The 22,442-nt window shown below is 60.8% G+C and carries 20 protein-coding genes, 4 tRNA genes and 1 riboswitch; of the genes, 4 read left to right on the forward strand and 20 right to left on the reverse strand.

All coding sequences use genetic code 11. From position 1 onward, the window contains the following. Positions 1-113: 113 nt before the first annotated feature. Positions 114-190, reverse strand: a tRNA-Arg gene (locus BTN82_RS21855). On the opposite strand from BTN82_RS21855, the gene BTN82_RS31630 reads away from it, so the two are divergent. Then, a complete protein-coding gene (locus BTN82_RS31630; protein ID WP_261793008.1) occupies positions 163-723 on the forward strand; it encodes a hypothetical protein in 561 nt (186 codons plus the stop codon). The two genes, BTN82_RS21855 and BTN82_RS31630, sit on opposite strands and share 28 nt — an antisense overlap. Positions 724-748: 25 nt before the next feature. Continuing rightward, entirely contained in the window at positions 749-928 is a 180-nt protein-coding gene (locus tag BTN82_RS21865) for a PA3371 family protein (protein WP_075121170.1), read from the forward strand. Here BTN82_RS21865 and phnN read toward each other — a convergent pair. Beyond that, positions 903-1,487 (reverse strand): phosphonate metabolism protein/1,5-bisphosphokinase (PRPP-forming) PhnN, encoded by a 585-nt coding sequence (phnN, locus tag BTN82_RS21870; protein ID WP_075121171.1) that lies wholly within the window; start codon positions 1,485-1,487, stop codon positions 903-905. The two genes, BTN82_RS21865 and phnN, sit on opposite strands and share 26 nt — an antisense overlap. Positions 1,488-1,864: 377 nt before the next feature. Here phnN and BTN82_RS21875 point away from each other — a divergent pair, with 377 nt between their 5' ends. Further along, positions 1,865-2,191 (forward strand): Arc family DNA-binding protein, encoded by a 327-nt coding sequence (locus BTN82_RS21875; RefSeq protein WP_003178899.1) that lies wholly within the window; start codon positions 1,865-1,867, stop codon positions 2,189-2,191. Between the two features lie 144 nt (positions 2,192-2,335). On the opposite strand, the gene mgtE is transcribed toward BTN82_RS21875, so the two are convergent. The 8 genes from mgtE to ltaE all read right to left on the reverse strand — a co-directional run bounded on the left by mgtE (position 2,336) and on the right by ltaE (position 10,223). Further along, complete coding sequence (gene mgtE, locus BTN82_RS21880; RefSeq protein ID WP_075121172.1) at positions 2,336-3,778, reverse strand: magnesium transporter; 1,443 nt, start codon at positions 3,776-3,778, stop codon at positions 2,336-2,338. A gap of 472 nt (positions 3,779-4,250) precedes the next feature. Beyond that, a tRNA-Arg gene (locus BTN82_RS21885) sits at positions 4,251-4,327 on the reverse strand. Positions 4,328-4,399: 72 nt separating this feature from the next. Continuing rightward, positions 4,400-4,476 (reverse strand) — tRNA-Arg (locus BTN82_RS21890). A 107-nt stretch (positions 4,477-4,583) separates the two neighbouring features. Continuing rightward, positions 4,584-4,674: transfer RNA gene (locus BTN82_RS21895), tRNA-Ser, on the reverse strand. A 62-nt stretch (positions 4,675-4,736) separates the two neighbouring features. Beyond that, a complete protein-coding gene (gene csrA, locus BTN82_RS21900; protein WP_002554426.1) occupies positions 4,737-4,925 on the reverse strand; it encodes a carbon storage regulator CsrA in 189 nt (62 codons plus the stop codon). A gap of 185 nt (positions 4,926-5,110) precedes the next feature. After that, the gene (locus BTN82_RS21905) at positions 5,111-6,352 is read right to left on the reverse strand and encodes an aspartate kinase (RefSeq protein WP_075121173.1); all 1,242 of its coding nucleotides are present in this window, start codon (positions 6,350-6,352) and stop codon (positions 5,111-5,113) included. Between the two features lie 96 nt (positions 6,353-6,448). Continuing rightward, positions 6,449-9,073: an alanine--tRNA ligase gene (gene alaS / locus BTN82_RS21910; protein WP_075121174.1), complete on the reverse strand. Its 2,625-nt coding sequence runs from the start codon at positions 9,071-9,073 to the stop codon at positions 6,449-6,451. Positions 9,074-9,218: 145 nt separating this feature from the next. Then, complete coding sequence (gene ltaE, locus BTN82_RS21915; protein ID WP_075121175.1) at positions 9,219-10,223, reverse strand: low-specificity L-threonine aldolase; 1,005 nt, start codon at positions 10,221-10,223, stop codon at positions 9,219-9,221. 213 nt (positions 10,224-10,436) lie between these two features. Next, positions 10,437-10,608: riboswitch (FMN riboswitch) on the forward strand. Positions 10,609-10,732: 124 nt separating this feature from the next. Between ltaE and BTN82_RS21920 the strand changes: the two genes are divergently transcribed. Beyond that, complete coding sequence (locus BTN82_RS21920) at positions 10,733-11,239, forward strand: 6,7-dimethyl-8-ribityllumazine synthase (protein WP_007921563.1); 507 nt, start codon at positions 10,733-10,735, stop codon at positions 11,237-11,239. A gap of 83 nt (positions 11,240-11,322) precedes the next feature. Here BTN82_RS21920 and astE read toward each other — a convergent pair whose 3' ends face one another. The 10 genes from astE to BTN82_RS21970 all read right to left on the reverse strand — a co-directional run bounded on the left by astE (position 11,323) and on the right by BTN82_RS21970 (position 22,441). Then, positions 11,323-12,333, reverse strand: a complete 1,011-nt coding sequence (astE, locus tag BTN82_RS21925) for a succinylglutamate desuccinylase (RefSeq protein WP_075121176.1) — start codon at positions 12,331-12,333, stop codon at positions 11,323-11,325. Positions 12,334-12,346: 13 nt separating this feature from the next. Continuing rightward, a complete protein-coding gene (locus tag BTN82_RS21930) occupies positions 12,347-12,634 on the reverse strand; it encodes a topoisomerase II (protein ID WP_075121177.1) in 288 nt (95 codons plus the stop codon). Positions 12,635-12,697: 63 nt separating this feature from the next. Then, positions 12,698-14,044, reverse strand: a complete 1,347-nt coding sequence (astB, locus tag BTN82_RS21935) for an N-succinylarginine dihydrolase (protein ID WP_075121178.1) — start codon at positions 14,042-14,044, stop codon at positions 12,698-12,700. Between the two features lie 125 nt (positions 14,045-14,169). Then, positions 14,170-15,639: a succinylglutamate-semialdehyde dehydrogenase gene (astD, locus tag BTN82_RS21940; RefSeq protein ID WP_186828435.1), complete on the reverse strand. Its 1,470-nt coding sequence runs from the start codon at positions 15,637-15,639 to the stop codon at positions 14,170-14,172. Beyond that, positions 15,636-16,661 (reverse strand): arginine N-succinyltransferase, encoded by a 1,026-nt coding sequence (gene astA / locus BTN82_RS21945; protein WP_075121180.1) that lies wholly within the window; start codon positions 16,659-16,661, stop codon positions 15,636-15,638. Before astA ends, astD begins: the two co-directional genes overlap by 4 nt. A gap of 67 nt (positions 16,662-16,728) precedes the next feature. Further along, positions 16,729-17,748 carry an arginine/ornithine succinyltransferase subunit alpha gene (aruF, locus tag BTN82_RS21950; RefSeq protein ID WP_075121181.1) on the reverse strand — a complete coding sequence of 340 codons (1,020 nt, stop codon included), beginning with the start codon at positions 17,746-17,748 and terminating at the stop codon, positions 16,729-16,731. Between the two features lie 133 nt (positions 17,749-17,881). After that, complete coding sequence (locus tag BTN82_RS21955; RefSeq protein WP_075121182.1) at positions 17,882-19,102, reverse strand: aspartate aminotransferase family protein; 1,221 nt, start codon at positions 19,100-19,102, stop codon at positions 17,882-17,884. 339 nt (positions 19,103-19,441) lie between these two features. Then, positions 19,442-20,422 carry a transcriptional regulator ArgR gene (gene argR / locus BTN82_RS21960; protein WP_075121183.1) on the reverse strand — a complete coding sequence of 327 codons (981 nt, stop codon included), beginning with the start codon at positions 20,420-20,422 and terminating at the stop codon, positions 19,442-19,444. Positions 20,423-20,536: 114 nt separating this feature from the next. Continuing rightward, positions 20,537-21,301, reverse strand: coding sequence for an ABC transporter ATP-binding protein (locus tag BTN82_RS21965; RefSeq protein ID WP_075121184.1), 765 nt, complete (start codon positions 21,299-21,301; stop codon positions 20,537-20,539). Between the two features lie 27 nt (positions 21,302-21,328). Beyond that, on the reverse strand, positions 21,329-22,441 hold the full coding sequence (locus BTN82_RS21970) for a succinylglutamate desuccinylase/aspartoacylase family protein (protein WP_075121185.1): 1,113 nt from the start codon (positions 22,439-22,441) through the stop codon (positions 21,329-21,331). Position 22,442 lies beyond the last annotated feature (1 nt).

The raw sequence follows: 22,442 nt of genomic DNA on the forward strand, positions 1-22,442 counted from the left end.
GTAAGACGGGGCGCTTCAGGGATTTCCGATCGCGTTGAAAGGCAAGGATAGAAACGAACGTACCTCTCTGAGGAACAACGAGGAACGTAAGACGAGGCGGGAATCGCTGAGTGTGGTGTCCCAGGGCAGGTTCGAACTGCCAACCTTCCCCTTAGGAGGGGGATGCTCTATCCAATTGAGCTACTGGGACAAATTGATCACCGTGCCGATTGCAGCGGTGTGCAGGAAGGCGTGCATGTTAACGGCCAGTCCCGCTTTTGTCATGCTGTGAGTAGGGCTTTTTGGCGGGTGGCTCTTTTGGTCATCAGGCAATTTGCCTGGGTCGTCGTGCAAATTGCATCACCCCAAAAAGCCATCATTGCAAAATGCAATCAGCCACCGTTCAAAAACTCTATTAATTCATTGTTTTTAAAGGATTTAATAGTCGTTAAACTCTTGGCATGCACACTGCTTGAACTCTACAAAAGAACAGTGGAGATCAAGCACATGAATAGCGCCCTTCTTCTGTCGAATGCTATCGCCCTTGCCATCCTGGTGGGTTTCCACTTTCAGCCTGATCGCGGCGTCGATCAAAGCTTTCAGTACAAGGCCCAGCACATGCAACGTCAAACCGCGCAATGGGCAGTCATGAGCGACACCGACTCCCCTGTAGCCACTCCGACAACCTCTGACAAGGGCGTTGTGTTACCTGCCGCGCCCAGACCCGAAAGCTGGGTATTTTGAATATGACCTCATCAGGAGCCTGTTAATGTCCCGACTTGCCAAAGGCCTTCTCATTCTGGCTGTACTCAGTGCGCTGCTGGGTTGCTTTACCACAGAAGCAGCCTTGGGCGATGCCCCCTTGATCGCTTGCGGTGTTTTTTCCGGCTTGTTCCTGCTGGCGTTGGCCGTTGGGCGCAAAATCAAGTTCGACCCGGTGTTGCGCTAATCCCTTGCGCCTTCAAGAGCCTCAGAAAACCCTCCAAGGTCACGGACAGCCCAGCCGAGTTGTCCAGAAGAAACACGGCCCCTCCCAGTACAGATCCATCGCCAGCGGAAAAAAGAGAACTTCTCTTGAGCCGTGCCTCGATCTGAGCAGGACTTTCACGACCGCGCCCTATCAGCCGTTGCCGTAATACGTCGACGTCCACCGTCAGCAGAATCGCCAACAGATCAGGATAGCGCTGACGAGCCTGATCCAGATAAGCCCTGGAACCATTGACCAAGACATTGTGTCCACTGGCCAGCCAGTCGTCGATTTGCACTGGAATACCATAAACCAGGTTATTGGCCCGCCAACACAAGGCAAACGCCCCCTGCCGCTCCATGCGCTCGAACTCTTCAGCACTGACCCCACAGGCATCTTCACCAACAGACTCTGCGGAGCGAGTAATCACGCGTCGTACCACATCACAGCCAAGCTGCGCCAAAGGCTGGCGCGCCGCCTCAATCAAACTGTCCTTGCCCGATCCGGAAGGGCCCATCAAATAAATCAGTCTGCCTGGCATTCAGACACTCCGTAGTTTTCGCAGCCTAGTAAATCGGCCATTTGCCACTATTCTGTACAAGGTAGGAAACATGATCGGAACCGCATATATGTCCGCCTGGCAGCGCTCAAAGGCTGCTATCGGACAACTGGACGCGGGCAAGCGGGCGGACCGGCGATCTTTTCAAACCAGTCCGCATTTCTGATAATTGGTGCTGGCATAACGCCTTTACCCAGTTCAATATTTGTCACAGAATTGACGCCAAGGATCTGGCAATTTTGAGGCATGATGCGGGCCTCTTAACAATTCAGGTTGAACATTTGGCAGCAACGCTTGTCCTAACTGACATCCCGCGGCCAATTCCGAGAACCGCTCCCCTGAACTAACCGGTTAAATATATGCGCCCATTGAAACAGGCAATTTATTCCAGCCGTACGGCTGACAAGTTCGTCGTACGTCTACCCGACGGGATGCGTGAACGCATTGCCGAGGTGGCTCGCAATCATCACCGCAGCATGAACTCCGAAATCATCGCGCGCCTGGAACAGAGTCTTATTCAGGAAGGCGCCTTGGGTGAAGAGCTAAGCATGCGCCTGGACAGCCCTGAGCTGTCTTTGCATGAACGCGAACTGCTTCAACGTTTCCGTCAACTTTCCCACCGCCAGCAGAACGCCCTCGTTTCGCTGATCGCCCATGACGCTGAAATGGCCGCAGACGCCTCCTGATTCGACCAGATAAAACTGGAGCCAGCCTTGAGCTGGCTTTTTTTACCCGAAATTTGCTACCCCGGTACTACAAAAGCACCTGAGCCCGGATCGCAAGAATAGAGAGAAAGCGATACAGCCCCATAAGAGGGGCTGCAGACAGAATCAAAGCAGGAAGATGGTGGCCAACCCAAGGAAGATAAAAAAGCCGCCGCTGTCAGTCATGGCCGTGATCATGACGCTGGCCCCCATTGCCGGGTCCCGTCCCAGCCGCGCCAGCGTCATCGGAATCAGAACCCCCATCAGCGCCGCGAGCAACAGATTGAGCGTCATCGCCGCCGTCATCACCACACCCAACGACCAGCTGCCATAGAGCAAATAGGCGACTACGCCGATTACTCCACCCCAGACCAGCCCGTTGATCAAGGCGACCGCCAGCTCCTTGCGCATCAACCGAGAAGTGTTACCGGTACTGACCTGGTCCAGTGCCATGGCCCGAACGATCATGGTGATCGTCTGGTTACCCGAATTGCCGCCAATACCCGCCACGATCGGCATCAGCGCCGCCAAGGCCACCAGCTTTTCGATGGAGCCCTCAAACAGGCCGATGACTCGCGAAGCGACAAATGCGGTAATCAGGTTGATTGCCAGCCAGGCCCAGCGGTTGCGCAGGGAACGCCAGACCGAGGCGAAGATGTCTTCCTCTTCACGCAGACCAGCCATATTAAGGACTTCGGTCTCGCTCTCTTCACGGATCAAGTCGACCATTTCGTCGATCGTCAAACGGCCGATCAACTTGCCGTTCTTGTCGACTACCGGCGCCGAAATCAAGTCATAACGCTCGAACGCCTGCGCCGCGTCATAAGCGTCTTCATCCGGATGAAAACTGACCGGATCACTGGCCATGACTTCCGCAACCTGCTTTTCCGGGTCATTCACCAGAAGCCGCTTGATAGGCAGCACGCCCTTGAGCACGCCGTCATAATCGACGACGAACAGCTTGTCGGTATGGCCCGGCAATTCCTTGAGGCGACGCAGATAACGCAAAACCACTTCGAGACTGACATCCTCACGGATCGTCACCATCTCGAAGTCCATCAATGCGCCGACCTGCTCCTCGTCATACGACAAGGCGGAGCGAACGCGCTCGCGCTGTTGTCCGTCCAGCGCCTCCATCAACTCATGGACAACGTCTCGCGGCAGCTCGGGGGCCAGGTCAGCAAGTTCGTCGGCGTCCATCTCCTTGGCGGCGGCCAGGAGCTCATGATCGTCCATGTCGGCGATCAGGGTTTCACGTACGGAATCGGATACTTCGAGCAGGATGTCGCCGTCGCGCTCAGCCTTGACCAACTGCCAGACGGTCAGGCGCTCTTCGAGCGGCAAGGCTTCAAGGATATAGGCGACGTCGGCGGAGTGCAGATCATCGAGCTTGCGCTGCAGCTCGACGAGATTTTGCCGATGAACCAGGTTCTCGACCCGGTCCTGGTGGTGACCTTCCTGACGATGGGTCAGGTCTTCGACCACCCGTTGACGCTGCAGCAACTCGACGACTTGAGCGAGGCGGTCCTGCAGGCTGTCTTGTGTTTTCTTTACTTCTACTTCGGTCATAGGCGAACTCCACTCCCAGCAGAGGAGCACGCCGGAAGGATCAATCAGTCAATTCATGATTGTAAAAACGGGATACTGAGTAACTACTGGGTAAGTCCATGGAGATATTCCACAAGCCCCGGCGGGGCTGACGGGCGCAATCATACACCGCTTGACGGCTTTAAACGTTAAAAAATCATGGCAAGAACAAGCGCTTGCGGCGCAAAGCTGAACAACCGCTAAATCTATAAGCTGCGACGCGCCATCCGAAAAAGAAAACACACAGCAGGTGAAAAAAGTACGTTCGACGCACTCCCCCACTACCGACTCACGATGACCGCAAGTGTGTGAAAGCAATCGCGAAAAAGACAGGCGCACACAGACTGAGACGCCGCAGCAGCTGCGGCGTTCAAAGATGGAGGGCGATCGAGAAGAGAGGAACCTGAAAGACAGAAAGCAAAAAGCCCGCAATGAATGCGGGCTTCTTGGTATATGGTGCACTCGACAGGATTCGAACCTGTGACCGCTCGGTTCGTAGCCGAGTACTCTATCCAGCTGAGCTACGAGTGCAATTTGTGTTTTTAGACCAGACCACAACTGGCTGAAGCCAAGTTACTTACATTACTGTAAACAACTCTTAAATGGTGCACTCGACAGGATTCGAACCTGTGACCGCTCGGTTCGTAGCCGAGTACTCTATCCAGCTGAGCTACGAGTGCATTTGTTGCCGCGCATTATAGGCCGTTAAATCTTTTTGTAAAGCACTTTTTCTAGTAATTTCAACAACTTACCGAAGAAGCCAGATTACAACGAACTAAGTAAATAATGGCGGAGAACGGGGGATTCGAACCCCCGACACCCTTTTGAGGTGTACTCCCTTAGCAGGGGAGCGCCTTCGGCCACTCGGCCAGCTCTCCGCAACACGGGGCGTATATTAACCAGCTTTCTCCCCGTTTGCAAACAAAAAAAACGATAAAAATTAATGGCTTGGTTCTTCGTCCTTCTCTTTCTTTATCCGCAGGTAAATTTCTTCACGATGCACCGCCACCTCTTTAGGGGCGTTGACACCGATACGCACTTGATTTCCTTTGACGCCGAGCACGGTCACGGTGATTTCGCCATCACCAATAATCAGGCTTTCTGCGCACCGACGAGTCAGAATCAGCATACCTTTCTCCTCACGCATTTCATTTCAGGGACAACAGTCTGCAAAAAAAAGGGTATCGACCTACAACCAGGACGGCCGTAGCCCTACACGCCTAAGTATTGACTAGCGCGAGCAAAAGAACAGTTTTCTGTCACGCCGATCAAAAAAACGAAGGGCGCGGTAAACCGCGCCCTGCGGGCAACGCGTCACTCGCCTTGTCGGGCCGGAGCGTCCAGTTCGAAAGCCGTGTGCAGAGCGCGCACAGCCAGTTCCAGGTACTTCTCTTCGATCACTACGGAAACCTTGATTTCAGAGGTCGAGATCATCTGGATATTGATGCTTTCTTTGGCCAGGGCCTCGAACATGCGGCTGGCAACGCCTGCATGGGAGCGCATGCCGACACCAACGATCGAGACCTTGGCAATCTTGGTGTCGCCCACCACTTCCCGGGCACCGATTTCACGAGCAGTGTTTTCCAGCACTTGCTGGGCTGCCAGGTAATCGTTGCGGTGCACGGTGAAGGTGAAGTCGGTGGTGTTATCGTGCGCAACGTTCTGCACAATCATGTCGACTTCGATGTTCCCGGCGCTGATCGGGCCGAGAATCTTGAAGGCCACGCCGGGAGTGTCTGGCACGCCACGGATGGTCAGCTTGGCTTCATCGCGGTTGAAAGCGATGCCGGAAATGATCGGCTGTTCCATGGATTCCTCTTCATCGATAGTAATGAGGGTACCCGGACCCTCCTTGAAGCTGTGCAGTACGCGCAGCGGAACGTTGTACTTGCCGGCGAACTCAACCGCACGGATCTGCAGCACCTTGGAACCCAGGCTGGCCATTTCCAGCATTTCTTCGAAGGTGATCTTGTCCAGCCGCTGGGCCACGGACACCACGCGCGGATCGGTGGTGTAGACGCCGTCCACATCGGTGTAGATCTGGCATTCGTCAGCCTTCAGGGCTGCCGCCAGTGCCACGCCGGTGGTGTCCGAACCGCCACGCCCTAGGGTGGTGATGTTGCCGTGCTCGTCCACGCCCTGGAAACCGGCGACCACAACCACGCGACCAGCCTTCAGGTCGCCGCGAATCTTCTGATCGTCGATCTGCAAGATGCGCGCTTTATTGTGCGCGCTATCGGTCAGAATCCGCACCTGGTTACCGGTGTAGGACACCGCCGGCACCCCGCGCTTGATCAGCGCCATGGCCAGCAGTGCGATCGTCACCTGTTCACCGGTGGAAACGATCACATCCAGTTCGCGAGGAACCGGTTGACCGTCGCCGCTGATTTGCTTGGCAAGGTCGATCAGACGGTTGGTTTCGCCGCTCATGGCCGACAGTACAACCACCAGGTCGTCACCGGACTCGCGGAATTTTTTCACCTTGTCGGCGACCTGCTCGATTCTTTCGACAGAACCGACCGAGGTGCCTCCAAATTTCTGTACGATCAAAGCCATTTCTAAGCCGCCTCAGCCCGTAAAGGGGCGCCCATTAATCAATCAAACTGCGCAGTTCCAAAGCCCGCCACTAGACGACGGGCTCGGCCTGGAACCTTAAATACCCTGCTCGACAAACGGAACGGCCAGGGCCAGCGCGGTATCCAGCGCAGCAGCATCGACACCGCCGCCTTGCGCCATATCCGGACGACCACCGCCCTTCCCGCCTACCGCCGCAGCGGCTTGCTTCATCAAATCACCGGCTTTGAGTTGGCCAGTCAGGTCTTTGGTTACGCCTGCAACCAATACGACCTTTTCCTCATGGACACTGCCGAGCAGGATCACTGCGCGACCGAGTTTGTTTTTCAACTGATCGACCAGCGCCAACAGCGCCTTGCCGTCCTGCCCTTCCAGGCGCGCCGCCAGCACTTTCGCGCCTTTGACATCCAGCGCCTGGGCCGACAGGTCGTCGCCCGCGGCACTGGCCGCCTTGGCCTGCAGCTGCTCGAGCTGCTTCTCCAACTGACGATTGCGCTCCAGCACGGCCGACAGCTTGTCGATCAGGTTGTCACGGCTGCCCCTGACCAGGTTCGCCGCTTCCTTGAGTTGCTCTTCCGCAGCGTTCAGGTAAGCCAGTGCCGCAGCACCGGTCACCGCCTCGATACGACGCACGCCCGAGGCAACGCCGCCTTCGCTGATGATTTTCAGCAGACCGATATCGCCGGTGCGATTGGCATGGATACCGCCACACAGCTCGACGGAGAAATCGCCGCCCATGCTCAGCACCCGCACGCTGTCGCCGTACTTCTCGCCGAACAGCGCCATGGCGCCTTTCTTCTTGGCGGTGTCGATATCGGTTTCTTCGGTTTCCACCGCGGTGTTCTTGCGGATTTCGGCGTTGACGATGTCTTCCAGGGCCTTGATCTGCTCAGGCTTGATCGCTTCGAAATGGCTGAAGTCGAAACGCAGGCGCTGGCTGTCGACCAGCGAGCCTTTCTGCTGCACATGCTCGCCCAGCACCTGGCGCAGCGCGGCGTGCAGCAAGTGCGTGGCCGAGTGGTTCAACGAGGTGGCGTGGCGCACTTCGGCTGCCACCTGGGTTTGCACCGGAGCGCCGACGGTCAGGCTACCGCTGGCCAATACGCCATGATGCAGGAACGCACCGCCGGTCTTGGTGGTGTCGCGCACGTCGAAGCGCGCATTGCCCGCTTGCAGGTAACCGCAGTCGCCGACCTGGCCGCCCGACTCCGCGTAGAAAGGCGTCTGGTCGAGAACGACCACACCTTCCTCGCCTTCGCTCAGCACGTCGACCGATTGCCCTTCTTTATAAAGGGCAACCACCTTGGCCGAACCGCTGGTGGCGTGATAACCGGTGAATTCGGTAGCCACATCGACCTTGACCAGGCTGTTGTAGTCCATGCCGAAGGAGCTGGCGGAGCGGGCACGTACGCGTTGCGCTTCCATCTCGCGCTCGAAGCCTTCCTCGTCGAGGGTCAGGCTGCGCTCGCGGGCGATGTCGCCGGTCAGGTCCATCGGAAAACCGTAGGTGTCGTACAGCTTGAACACCACGTCGCCCGGCACCACGGTGCCTTTGAGCTCGGCCAAGTCCTGCTCGAGGATCTTCAGGCCCTGCTCCAGGGTCTTGGCGAATTGCTCTTCTTCGGCTTTCAGCACGCGCTCGATATGCGCCTGCTGGGATTTCAGCTCAGGGAAGGCTTCGCCCATCTCGGCGACCAGGGCGGCCACGATCAGATAGAAGAAGCTGCCCTTGGCGCCCAGCTTGTTGCCATGGCGGCAAGCGCGGCGAATGATCCGGCGCAGCACATAACCGCGGCCTTCGTTGGAAGGCAGCACGCCATCGGCGACCAGGAAACCGCAGGAACGAATGTGGTCGGCCACCACCTTCAACGAAGCCTGAGCGTCGTTGGTGCAGCCAATGGCCTTGGCCGCTGCGTTCAGCAGGCTCTGGAACAGGTCGATTTCATAGTTGGAGTGAACGTGCTGCAGCACCGCGCTGATCCGCTCCAGGCCCATGCCGGTGTCCACCGATGGTGCCGGTAGCGGGTGCAACACGCCGTCGGCGGTGCGGTTGAACTGCATGAAGACGTTATTCCAGATCTCGATGTAACGGTCGCCGTCTTCTTCCGGCGAACCCGGCGGGCCGCCCCAGATGTCGGCGCCGTGATCGTAGAAGATCTCGGTGCAAGGGCCGCAAGGGCCGGTATCGCCCATGGTCCAGAAGTTGTCGGAGGCGTATGGCGCGCCTTTATTGTCACCGATGCGCACCATGCGCTCGGCCGGAACGCCGACTTCCTTGGTCCAGATATCGTAGGCCTCGTCATCGCTGGCGTAGACGGTAACCCAGAGTTTTTCTTTCGGCAGGTTCAGCCACTTGTCGGAGGTCAGGAACGTCCAGGCGAAGGTGATGGCGTCACGCTTGAAATAGTCGCCGAAACTGAAGTTGCCCAGCATTTCAAAGAAGGTGTGGTGACGGGCGGTGTAACCGACGTTTTCCAGGTCGTTGTGCTTGCCGCCGGCGCGTACGCATTTCTGGCTGCTTACGGCGCGGGTATAGGCGCGCTTTTCCTGGCCCAGGAAGCAGTCCTTGAACTGGTTCATCCCCGCGTTGGTGAACAGCAGGGTTGGGTCGTTGCCCGGAATCAAAGAGCTGGAGGCTACACGGGTGTGGCCTTGCTCTTCGAAGAAGCGAAGGAAGGCTTCACGGATTTCTGCGCTTTTCATTAGGTTCTTCCACGGAGACTGCGGCCAAAGGCCTGTGCGAACGTCATCAGACGAAACGACGGCAAAGGGCCGCATTATATCGGCCCTGAGCTTGGGGTACAGCGTGTTTATACGATAGAGACGGTCAATTGGACCGCTAACCCTGTCAGTTGCGGGAAAAATCGCTAAAAGTCCCGACGACCTGCTCGATTTGCGCACCACTGACGTCCATATGGGTGACCATCCGTAGCCGCGAAGCGGCGCTCAGCCTGATCCCGCGGCCTTCGGCAAAGTCCTTTAACGCCTGTGCCCGGCCACCTATCGCAACGTAGACCATATTGGTCTGCACCGGCTCGACCTCATACCCTGCTTCGCGCAGCCCCTGCGCCAGCAACAGCGCATTGGCGTGATCGTCGGCCAAGCGAGTTACGTGATGATCCAGCGCATAGAGGCCCGCGGCGGCCAGGATCCCGGCTTGGCGCATGCCGCCGCCGACCATCTTGCGCAGGCGCCGGGCGTTGCCGATCAGCTCCGCCGAACCGCACAGCACCGACCCCACCGGGGCGCCCAGACCTTTGGACAAGCACACCGAAACCGAATCGAAGTGCTGGGTAATCTGCCGCGCATCGACGCCCAGCTTGACCGCCGCGTTGTACAGGCGCGCACCGTCCAGATGCAGGGCCAGGCCATGCTCGCGGGTAAAGGCTCGCGCCTGGGCCAGGTACGCCAAGGGCAGGACTTTGCCCTGCATAGTGTTTTCCAACGCCAACAGGCGGGTCCGGGCAAAGTGGAAATCGTCCGGCTTGATGGCCGCGGCCACCTGCTCCAGGTCCAGTGAACCGTCGGCCTGGACCTCCAGCGGCTGCGGCTGGATCGAGCCCAGCACCGCCGCCCCGCCACCTTCGTACTTATAGGTATGCGCCTGCTGGCCGACGATGTATTCGTCGCCCCGCCCGCAGTGGGCCATCAAGCCCAGCAAGTTGCTCATAGTCCCTGTCGGCACGAATAGCGCCTCGGCGAAACCAAGGCGTTGCGCCAGTTGGCTTTCCAGCAGGTTGACCGTCGGATCCTCGCCATAGACATCATCGCCCGTGGCCGCTGTGGCCATTGCCTCCAGCATGTCCGCCGTGGGTTGGGTAACGGTGTCACTACGAAGATCGATAACGCTCATGGATCAGGCCTCGGCAAAGGGACGCGAACGTCGCTGCGAATTAAGAGAATTCCTTTCGAACCGAATTACTACGGGCGCGACCGCGATTTATCAAGGCCGGCCTGGGAAAAGCCTGCCGATGAATAGGAATAACCGATATTTATCATCCAAAAGCCGCAATGCGTCGCCGAAAAATATGTGTTACAAACTCACCGCCGCCGCAAAGCCCGGTGGCAACGTTCTCAGGGCGGGGTGTAATTCCCCACCGGCGGTAATTGCGCGCAATGCGCATAGCCCGCGAGCGCTTGGCGACAGGCACCGCTTCGGCGGCGAATGGCGGCAAGGTCAGCAGACCCGGTGTGATCCCGGGGCCGACGGTCATAGTCCGGATGAAGAGAGAACGGGATTGGCGCCAAAGGGCCGTCCGCAGGTATCTGTACGAATAGATTCGTGCGGCCGGCCTGTACGTACCCTCAAATCCCTTTCGATTCATAACGCCCTGTTTTTCACACAAACAGGAGTCAGAACAGATGCAACCCACCGCAATCGATAGCAAAAGCAAACAGCATCACGGCGAACGCGTGGCGTTTATCCAGGCCTGCTGGCACAAGGAAATCGTCGACCAGAGCCGCAAGGGTTTCGTCAGCGAAATGCTCGCTCAGGGTTACCAGGAAAGCGATATCGACTTCTTCGAAGTCGGCGGCGCCTTTGAAATTCCCCTGCACGCCAAGCTGCTGGCCAAGTCCGGCCGCTATGCTGGCATCGTCGCCGCGGGCCTGGTCGTGGACGGCGGCATCTACCGCCACGAGTTCGTCGCCCAATCGGTGATCAGCGGCCTGATGCAGGTCCAGCTGGAAACCGAAGTGCCGGTCTTCTCGGTGGTCTTGACCCCGCACCACTTCCACGCCGGTGAAGAACACCAGAAGTTCTTCTTCGAGCATTTCGTGCACAAGGGCCAGGAAGCGGCGAAGACCTGTGCCGACACCCTGCACAAAACCCGCGCCCTGCGCCGGCCCGAGCAGCGCGTCGCGGTTTAAGCGCCAGGCGTTAAAATGCCATCGCGAGCAAGCTCGCTCCTACAGGGGATCGTTTAAACCTGTAGGAGCAAGCTTGCTCGCGATCAGGCCAGATGCTCGGCCGTGGCCGGCACGATCAGGATCCCGGCCCGCAAGCCGTTCTTCACCTTGGGGTTGGGAAAAATGATCCGCGCGCCCTCTTCCTCGACTATCCAGCGGGTCTGGGCGATGTCGTCGGCCAGCAGATAACCCACTTCCAGTTCGGAAAAATTCTCGATGTCCGCCGGCAGGTGCAGGTGGAAGGTATCGCTGTGCTTGATGATTTCGCGGGCGACGCTGAACAGCTGCAAACCGTCCAGCGCCTCTTGCGCCGTCGGCGGCTCGCGCCCCTCGATGATCTGCTTCAGGCGGGCTTCCAGGCGCTCGACATTCACCCCCTGGTTCTGCCCGAACGGCCGGGCCTTGCCCAGCTCGAGGGTGAAAGACTCGGCGCCCAGCTTGTCGTAGGTGTAGGAGCTGAACACGATGGACGGCTTGTTCTGCAACAGCACCGCCTCCATGCCCGCTGCCCGCAGACGCGCCAGTTCCCGACGCGAGTGCTGGCGACCTTCCTTCCACGGATACAGGGCGAACTGCTCGATCTTCGAGCCGCGGATCGCCGTGTGCAGGTCGTAGTGCAGGCGGGTACGTTCCGGCAAGCTGAAGAAGCTCGCCGCCAGGCGCTCCAGCTCGCAGGCGCGCAGGGCTTCGTGGCCGCTGCTTTGTTCGTGGCGGCCGTTGAACAACCGGTTGATGTCCTGCTCGATGAAACGCTCGCCGCGGCGCATGGCCTCGGGGTTGCCGAACAGGAACAGAATGCGCGCGCACGGCTTGAGGTCGCCGCGGGCAACATCATGCAACAGACGGTCGAGCAACTCGATCGGAGCCGTCTCGTTGCCGTGGATGCCGGCCGACAACAGCAGGTCCATGCCGTTGTCGCGCGCCTGGGGCGGCCGGACTTCCAGCGCGCCTTCGCTTAGCCAGCGCATCCGCACGCCGTCGACAGTCAGTTGAGTCTTCTCCGCCGGTTCGCGACCGGCGAGGGTCAGTTCAAGCAGTTTGCCGAGGGCGAGCATAGAACGGTATTCCTTAGTGGTCGTGCTGGCAGTCGGGGCCGTGCACGTGATCGTCGTCACCGGCGTCGGCCGGTTCCATTTCCAGTTGCAGACTTACCAGATTAGTCGCCAATGGGCGCAGCAGCAGGCTGGCGTACTCTTCGTCGCCCTCCTCGACGTCCACGCCGATCAGCAGTTGGCCACGGCCGTCCTGCTGAATCCACAGCTCCTTGCCTTGCCACATCACGGCAACGCGAGTGCAGGAAGTTTCCAGTTGAGTACCGTCGGTGTCTTCAAGGATCAGCTGCAGGGTATCGCTCATTTATTACGCTCTCATCTGGAGATAAAGCGGCGCGCCCGAATCGGCTGAGTCAGGCGCGGGCTTTCAATTGATCTGGAATGGATAAACCGCGCCCAGTTTAAGGATTTGCGTCAGTTCATCCAGTGCCGTCCGGCACTCAAGCAGCAATTGCGGGTCCGCCAGGTCGTTTTCGCTCAGGCGGTCGCGGTAGTGCTTGTCGACCCATTGGGTCAGCGTGTCGTACAACGGCGCGGTCATGATAACCCCTGGATTGACCGCCGCCAGCTCGGTCTGGTTGAGCGCGACCCGTAGCCGCAGGCACGCCGGGCCACCGCCGTTCTGCATGCTCTGCTTGAGGTCGAAAACCTTCACTTCGCGGATCAGGCCGCCGGAGCTGGTCAGGCCTTGCAGGTACTGCCAGACGCGCTCGTTGCCGCGGCACTCTTCCGGCACGATCAACAGCATCGAGCCATCGGCACGGGACAGCAGCTGGCTGTTGAACAGGTAGGAGCGCACCGCGTCTTCTACCGTGACCTGCGAGCGCGGCACGCAGATCGCCTGGAAGTTACCACCGCGCTTGGCCAGCTTGGCTTGCAGTTCGACCAGCATCTTGTCGGTCTCGAGGAACGCGTCCTCGTGATAGAACAGCGCCTCGCCGTTACCCACCGCGATCACGTCATTGTGGAACACGCCCTGGTCGATCACCGACGGGTTCTGCTGGGCATACACCACGCCGTCGTCGCTCAACCCGTGCAGGCGAGCGACAGCCTGGGAAGCTTCCAGGGTCTGGCGCGCCGGGTATTTCTGCGGGGCCGGGTAGCGGGTATCGAAGGCGCTGCGCCCGAACACGAAAAACTCGACGCCGGCCTGGCCGTAGTCGTGGCAGAAACGCGTGTGGTTGGCCGCGCCCTCGTCGCCGAACTGCGCCACCGCCGGCAATGCGGCGTGATGGGCGAAGTGTTTCTGGTCGGCGAACATCGCCCCCAGTACGCGGCTGGTGGTCGGGTGTTCGATGCTGCGGTGATATTTGCAGTTCAGGTTGGCGGCGGTGAAATGCACACGGCCGTCACTCGTGTCGGCGCTCGGGCTGACCGTGGCGGCGTTGGCCACCCACATGCTCGACGCCGAGCAACTGGCGACCAGCAGCGGCATCGCGTCCTTGGCGGCACGCTCGATCACCTGGGCGTCGCTACCGGCGAACCCCAGCCGACGGAGGGCCGCCACGTCCGGGCGCTCCTGTGGCGCCAGCACACCTTGCTGGAAACCCATTTCCATCAGCGCTTTCATTTTCGCCAGGCCCTGCAGCGCCGCTTCCTTGGGATTGGACGACTGCTGGCTGTTGCTCTGGGACGCGACGTTGCCGTAGGACAGGCCGCCGTAGTTATGGGTAGGCCCCACTAGACCGTCGAAATTGACTTCATAGGATTTCATCAGCGAGGCTCCACGAAAATCTGTTGTTATAAATTCAGGTAGACCGCTGCGCGGTCATCGCGAGCCAGCTCGCTCCTACAGGTTCAATACAGTCCTTGTAGGAGCGAGCCGGCTCGCGATCAGGCTTACGACAGCTTCACGCCCGGCGTCAGCGCGCTCGGCAGGGTCAGGCTCGCGGCCTCCAGCGACGCCACCGGATACGCGCAGTAATCCGCCGCGTAATAGGCACTGGCGCGATGGTTGCCCGAGGCACCCACGCCACCGAACGGCGCGCTGCTCGCGGCGCCGGTCAACTGCTTGTTCCAGTTGACGATGCCGGCCCGGCTTTCCAGCCAGAACTGCTGATAACGCGCCTCGGAATCCGACAGCAGCCCCGCGGCCAGTCCGTACTGGGTGTCGTTGGCTTCAGCGATCGCCGCCTCGAAATCGACGTAGCGAATCACTTGCAGCAAAGGTCCGAACAGTTCTTCGTCAGGGCGCTCGGCCACCGCGGTGACGTCGAGAATGCCCGGGGTCAAAAGCGCTGCCTGTGCCTGCGGCTGGGTCATTTCCAGCAGCGCCACGGCGCCGTTGGCCAACAGGTTTTCCTGGGCCTGCATCAGCGCCCGCGCGGCACCCAGGGAAATCACCGAGCCCATGAACGGTGCCGGTTGCTGGTCGAACGCCCCGACCTCGAGGGTCGAACTGACCGCCACCAGGCGCTCCAGCAACCGGTCGCCCCAGGCGCCTTGCGGTACCAGCAGACGACGGGCGCAAGTGCAGCGCTGGCCGGCGGAAATGAAAGCCGACTGAATGACGGTGTAGACCGCCGCGTCCAGATCCGCGACCTGATCCACCACCAGCGGGTTGTTGCCGCCCATCTCCAGCGCGAGGATCTTGTCCGGACGGCCAGCGAACTGCTGGTGCAGATGATTGCCGGTACGACTGGAACCGGTGAAGAACAGACCGTCGATCCCGGGGTTGGCCGCCAGGGCGACGCCGGTTTCCCGCGCGCCTTGCAGCAGGTTCAGCACACCCGCTGGCAGGCCGGCTTCGATCCAGCACTTGACGGTCAGCTCGGCGACTTTCGGGGTCAGCTCGCTGGGCTTAAACAGCACGCTGTTGCCCGCCAGCAGCGCCGGCACGATGTGCCCGTTCGGCAAATGGCCTGGGAAGTTGTAAGGGCCGAATACCGCCACCACGCCGTGGGGCTTGTGCCGCAGGACCGCGGTGGCATCGCCCAGTGGGCCGCTCTTCTCGCCGGTACGCTCGCGGTAGCTCTGCACCGAGATCGCGATCTTGTTGACCATACTGGTGACTTCGGTCGCGGCTTCCCACAGCGGCTTGCCGGTTTCCTCGCCGATGCAGCGGGCCAGTTCGTCGGCATGGTTTTTCAGGCTGGCGGCGAAGGCTTCCAGCACAGCGATACGTTCGTCCAGCGAGCGCCTGGCCCAGTCCGGGAAGGCCTGGCGCGCGGCCCGCACAGCGCTTTCGACCTGGGCCGCGGTGGCTCCATTGCCCGACCACAGCACCTGCTGGGTTACCGGATTCAAGGACTCAAAGGCTTCGCCCTGGCCTGGCAGCCATTGGCCTGCGATGTAAAGCGTGCTCATTATTTCGACTCCCGGGAAGCAGACAGAGCAACGGCGCGAACCTGGTCGCCCGCATTGAGTTGCAGGCGTTTGGCGGTCAACGCATCGACCACCAGGGTGCCCGACGCAAAACGCGCAGGCGCGGCGGTGATCCGGCAGTCCTCGCGCTTGCGGTTGTGAATCAGGAATGGCGTGGCATCGTCGCCCGGCGTGCCGATGGCCAGCACCAGCGCCTGGCTGTCGCGCACCGCGCGGATCTTCGCGGTTTCACATTCCACCGCCGGGCCGGCATCGAAGATATCGACGTAACCCTGGTAGCTGAAACCTTCGCCCTTGAGCATCGCCAGCGCCGGCTCGGTATCGGTGTGCACCTTGCCGATCACGTTGCGCGCATCCTCGGAGAGGAAGCAGGTGTACAGCGGGAACTTCGGCATCAGTTCAGCGATGAACGCCTTGTTGCCCACGCCGGTCAGGTAGTCGGCCTGGCTGAACTCCATCTTGAAGAAGTGCCGGCCCAGGCTTTCCCAGAACGGCGAACGCCCGGCGTCGTCGGACATGCCGCGCATCTCGGCGATGATCTTGTTGCCGAACAGCTGCGGGAATTCGGCGATGAACAGCATGCGTGCCTTGGCCAGCATGCGACCGTTGAGCCCGGTGCGGTAATCGGCGTGCAGGAACAACGAGCACAGCTCGGAATTGCCGGTCAGGTCATTGGCCAGGAACAGCGTCGGAATTTCCCGATAGATGTTCAGCTCCTGGGAGGCGCTGACGGTCAGGCCGACACGGAAGTTGTACCAGGGCTCGCGCAGGCCGACCGCGCCGGCAATCGCGGAAATCCCGACTACGCGGCCGTTGTCGTCCTCGAGCACGAACAGGTAGTCCGCATCGCCCCGCTCGGCTTCGCCGCGAAAGGTCTTTTCCGCCCAGCCCACGCGGTGGGTCAGGCGCTCCTCGTTGGCTGGCAAAGTGGTGAGGCCGGTGCCGGTGCTGCGGGCCAAGTCGATCAGAGCGGGTAAGTCGCTGCTGCGTACGGGACGAACGATCATGCTATCTCCTCAGACGGGCGCCGCTGACGGCCCCCGCGAAACTCGCTGCTTTCCAGGATTCTTCCGGTTAAACCGCCACCAGGCGCACGCTGGCGCCTTCGCCGACGCCCAGGGCTTCGGCCGCTTGCAGATCCAGGGTCACCGGTTTGCCGGGCGCGTAATCCAGCTCCAGCAACACCGCGCGGTAATCCTGCAATTGCGCGTTGGCCACCAGGTACTGGCGTCCGCCGCCCTTGGCGAGCTCGCCGATCTTCACCGGCACCACGCGGCTCTGGGCGATCGAGCGGATCCCCGAAACGCGCGCATGCAGGGTCGGGCCACCGTCGAAGATGTCGATGTAATGATCGGTCTCGAAGCCTTCGCGCATCAGGATGTCGAAGGTGATCTGCGCCCGCGGATGGACCTGGCCCATGGCTTCCTGCGCGGCATCCGGCAGCAGCGGCACATAGATCGGGTAATGCGGCATCAGCTCGGCGAGGAAGGTGCGGCTTTTCAGCCCGCACAGACGCTCGGCGGCGGCGTAGTTGAGGTCGAAGAAGTTGCGCCCGATGGCATCCCAGAACGGCGAGTCGCCGTTCTCGTCGCTGTAGCCGACGATCTCGGTGACCACAGAATCGGCGAAACGCTCCGGATGGCTGGCGACGAACAACAGCCGACCGCGGGAGTTGAGTTCGGACCACGGCGAGCCCACCAGTTCGGGCACCACATAGAAACTGGTCAGCAGGCTGTTGCCGGTCAGGTCGTGGCACTGGGAAAGCACATGGATCTTGTTGTGAATCTTCAGCTCGCGGGAAGCGTGCACGAAGGTTTCGTTACGAAAACTGTAGAACGGCTCCGAGTAACCGGCCGAAGCGACGATGGCCGAGCAACCGACCAGCTTGCCGGCTTCGGTGTCCTCGAGAACGAAGAAGTAGCTCTCCTCGCCGTTGAAGCTCACTTCGGCGGCGAACGAGGCCTCGCTTGCGGCGATCTTGTCGCTCAGGCGTTCCACGTCATCCGGCAAGGAAGTGACACCAATCGGGCTGTCCGCGGCCAGACGCTGTACCTCGCCCAGATCAGCCATTTGCGCGGGGCGCATCACCAGCATGGTGTCACTCCTTACTCGAAACAGGCCGGCCAGGAGGCCGACTCAGGGAAAAAAATGCCGGGACAGCCCGGCACCGAAAATTAGGCTCGACGCTTGCCCTGAAGATAAGCGCCGAGGAGTAACGCAGCCCGAATCAGGCTTGGGTCAGCTTGGCCACCGCGCGCTCGAAACGCTGCAGGCCTTCCTCGATGTCCGCGTCTTCGACCACCAGGCTCGGGGCGAAACGCACCACGTCCGGACCGGCCTGCAGGATCATCAGGTTTTCTTTTTCTGCAGCGTTGAACACGTCCTTGGCCTTGCCTTTCCAGGCCTCGCTGAGCACGCAGCCGAGCAGCAGGCCGAGACCGCGCACTTCGCCGAACAGCCCGTACTTCTCGCCGATCTGCAGCAGGCGGGCCTTGAAGACCGCGTGCTTGGCTTTCACGCCGTCCAGCACTTGCGGCGTATTGATCACATCCATCACCGCGCCGCCCACCGCACAGGCCAGCGGGTTGCCGCCATAGGTGGTGCCGTGGGTACCGACCACCAGGTGCTTGGCCAGCGCTTCGGTGGTGAGCATCGCGGCGATCGGGAAACCGCCGCCCAGGCTCTTGGCGCTGGTCAGGATGTCCGGGGTCACGCCGTAATGCATGTAGGTGAACAGCACGCCGCTGCGGCCCATGCCGGTCTGCACTTCGTCGAACACCAGCAGTGCGTTGTGCGCATCGCACAGCTCACGGGCACCTCGCAGGTACGCCAGCTCGGCCGGCATCACGCCGCCCTCACCCTGGACCGGCTCCAGCACCACCGCGCAAGTCTTGTCCGAAATCGCCGCTTTCAGCGCGGCCAGATCGTTATAGGGAACGTGGGTGATGCCGGTGATTTTAGGACCGAAACCGTCGGAGTACTTCGACTGGCCGCCCACGTTCACGGTGAACAGGGTGCGGCCGTGGAAGCTGTTGAGGGCCGCGATGATTTCGTATTTTTCCGCGCCGAAACGGTCGAACGCGACACGCCGGGCCAGCTTGAAAGCAGCTTCGTTGGCTTCCGCGCCGGAGTTGCAGAAGAACGCGCGCTCGGCAAAGGTGGCGTCGACCAGCTTGTGGGCCAGGCGCAGGGCCGGCTCGTTGGTGAACACGTTGGAGACATGCCACAGCTTGCCGGCCTGTTCGGTCAGCGCGGCGACCAGCGCCGGGTGGGCATGGCCCAGTACGTTGACCGCGATCCCGCCGGCAAAGTCGATCAGCTCTCGGCCCGACTGATCCCAGACTCGGGACCCCGCGCCACGCACAGGAATGAAAGCCGCAGGCGCATAGTTGGGAACCATGACCTGATCGAAATCGGCGCGTTGCACCGGAGCTTGCTCAACGGACATCGGAGTCTCCTGAAGAGGAACGCCTGCCTGAAACTGGCGAGCGATGGGGGGATTGTAAGGACAGTTTTCTGCCCGACCTTGTCGCCAAGCGACAACTTCTTATAGCGCCAACCCCGGTTTTACGCGGGTTTACGGCAATGCGACAAATAGCGTCGCAAAGGCGCAGTTTAAACTGCTGGAGGCTTCAACGGCAGGATTGTCCAACGATTTGCGCAAGGCCTGAAGACGCCATCGCGAGCAAGCTCGCTCCTACATGATTTGTATAATCCTGCAGGAGCAGCCGGTCGACGCTCGATTGCTCGCGATAGCGATTCAACAGACAAAAACGATAGAACGGAATCAACCGCGCTCGGCAGGCACCGAAGACAACTCGAACGGGCTGCTGCTACGTCGCTGGTTGCGGTCTTCCCGCGGCGTGGCGCCGAAGAAGTTGCGGTAGGCGCTGGAGAAATGCGGCCCCGAGGAAAAACCGCAGGACAGGCCGATCTGGATAATCGACTTGCTGGTCTGCATCAGCATCTGCCGAGCCTTGTTCAAGCGCAGCTCCAGGTAATACTGGCTCGGCACCCGATTGAGGTACTGCTTGAAGATCCGCTCCAACTGCCGGCGCGAGACGCACACATGCTGGGCGATCTCGTCAGTGGTCAGCGGTTCTTCGATATTGGCTTCCATCAGCAACACCGCCTGGGTGAGCTTCGGATGGCTGGAACCCAGGCGGTTCTGCAACGGAATGCGCTGGCGCTCGCCGCCTTCGCGAATGCGTTCGACCACCAGTTCTTCCGAAACCGCGCCGGCCAGTTCCGCGCCATGGTCCCGCGCCAGCACCGCCAGCAACAGGTCCAGCACCGACATGCCGCCGCACGCCGTCAGGCGATCGCGATCCCAGTCGAACAGATGGCTGGTGGCGATGACCTTGGGGAAACGCTCGGCAAAATCGTCCTGCCAACGCCAGTGCACCGCCGCCCGATAACCGTCGAGAAAACCCAGCTGCGCCAGGGGATATACACCCGCGGACAGACCGCCGATCACGCACCCAGAGCGCACCACTTGCTTGAGCGCGCTGCCGAGGGCCGGCGCCAGGGCGGCAGGCGGCTCGTCGGCCAGCAGGAACAGTTTCTGGCAGCCTTCGAGCTTGCCCGACCAAGGTTCGCCCGGCAGTTGCCAGGCACCCTCGGCCGGGGCTTCGGCTTGCAGGAAGGCCAGCTCGTAGACCACCTCCGGATGCACCCGCTGAGCGACACGCAAGGCCTCCTCGGCCAGCGCCAGCGTCAAGGCTTTAGTGCTGGGCCAAATCAGGAAACCAATTCGATGGGCAGTCATGGCGGGCAATCCGAAACGAAAACAGTGTTAAAGGCCGAAGGCGGCTGCAACCAAATTAGACCATCTGGCGCGCGGTGCGCAGCATGACCTAATTTGGTGCGTTACGGGAGTGATTTACTTCAGGCTGCCCGAGAGGAATTGTTGCAAACGTTCCGATTGCGGATTGACCAACACTTCGCGCGGGTTGCCGCTCTCTTCCACCAGCCCCTTGTGCAGGAACACCAGCTGGTTCGAGACTTCACGGGCAAAGCCCATTTCGTGGGTCACCACCACCATGGTCCGGCCTTCCTGGGCCAGGGCCTGCATCACTTTCAGCACGTCGCCCACCAGTTCCGGGTCGAGGGCCGAGGTCGGCTCGTCGAACAGCATCACCTCGGGCTCCATCGCCAGCGCACGGGCGATCGCCACGCGTTGCTGCTCGCCACCGGACATATGGCCCGGATAGGCATCCTTGCGATGCGCCACGCCGACCTTGGCCAGGTAGTGCTCGGCTTTTTCCCGGGCTTCGGCCTTGGATACGCCCAGCACATGCACGGGTGCTTCCATGATGTTTTCGATGGCGGTCATGTGCGACCACAGGTTGAAGTGCTGGAACACCATCGACAGGCGCGAACGCATGCGTTGCAGTTGCTTGGGGTCGGCCGCCTTCAGCGCGCCGTCCTTGTTCGCCACCAGCTTCAGCTCTTCGTTGTTCAGCAGGATCTTGCCGGCGTGCGGCTGTTCCAGCAGGTTGATGCAACGCAGGAAGGTGGATTTGCCGGAGCCACTGGAGCCGATGATGCTGATCACATCGCCGGCCGCGGCCTTCAGGGACACGCCCTTGAGCACTTCGTGACTGCCATAGCGTTTATGCAGGTCTTGGACTTCAAGTTTGTACATGCTGTCGGTTCTCACAGAAACAGTCAGTCAGTCGTTGAGCAAGCGCCCGTGGCGCAGCGCTTCGCGCCCCGCCACCTTGGCCAGCCAGAAACCGGGTTGGGCGTAACGCAGCCGCTCAACGGCGAACAACACGCCGCTGGTGCCGGCACACAGGGTGCTGACCCGATCGGATAAGGGATCAATCACTTCGAAAATCGGCTCGCCCTTCTCCACCCAGCTGCCGGCCGGACGCAGAAAACTCACCACGCCGGGATGCGGCGCAAACAACAGTTCGGTGCCCTCGAAGGGCATGCCCTCGCACGGCTCATGCTGCGGCGCCGGCCATTGACCAGCGATCAGCCCCTGCTCCGCAAGGAACGCCAGGATGCCCTCGGCCTGGGCCTCGGCTTGCGGTCGACCGGTGTCCGCCTGGCCGCCCAATTCGAGGGTGGTCGCCAGGCAGGCCAGCGGAATCTGTGCCTGCGGGAACTGGCGCGACAGGCGCAGCCAGGGCAACGAGCAGGCTTCGTCGAACGAGCTGCCGCCGGAGTCTTCCGCCAGCAGGCCGACGCGCACGTTCAGATGCGCCGCCAGGGAACGCCACTGCGGCCAATGCTGCGGCAAGGCATACATGTGCAGCGCCGCTTCCGCATCGCAGTGCAGGTCCAGCACCACGTCCGCGGTACAGGCATGGCCCAGGAGAATGCGCTGCATGCCCTGCAACTGGCTCGATGGCGCCGGCAGTTCGGCCAGAACATCGCTCATGGCCTGGCGGATCAGCCGGATATTGGCGTGCGGATCGCCCCCCAACCGCCCTTCCAGCCGAGCCGCGACCGGCGCGCTCAGCTCGACGAAGTCACGGTTGAAATTCTTGCCGCTGCCCGCCTCGAAACGCCCCTGATGATTGCCTTGCAGCAACTGCCCCAGGCCCATCGGATTGGCCACCGGCACCAGCTCGATCACACCGTTCAGCGCGCCCTGGACTTCCAGCTCGGCCAGGCGCTTTTTCAGCTCCCAGGCGGCGCGCATACCCGGCAATTCGTCGGCGTGCAGGCTGGCCTGGATATAGGCCTTGCGCTCGCCGTGGCCGAAGCGGAACACCGAGATCTGCCGTTCGCTGCCCAGATGGCACCACGGCAATGCATGGTCGATGCGCTCCATA

The organism is Pseudomonas chlororaphis, from assembly GCF_001921865.1.
GTDB classification, from domain to species: domain Bacteria; phylum Pseudomonadota; class Gammaproteobacteria; order Pseudomonadales; family Pseudomonadaceae; genus Aquipseudomonas; species Aquipseudomonas chlororaphis_D.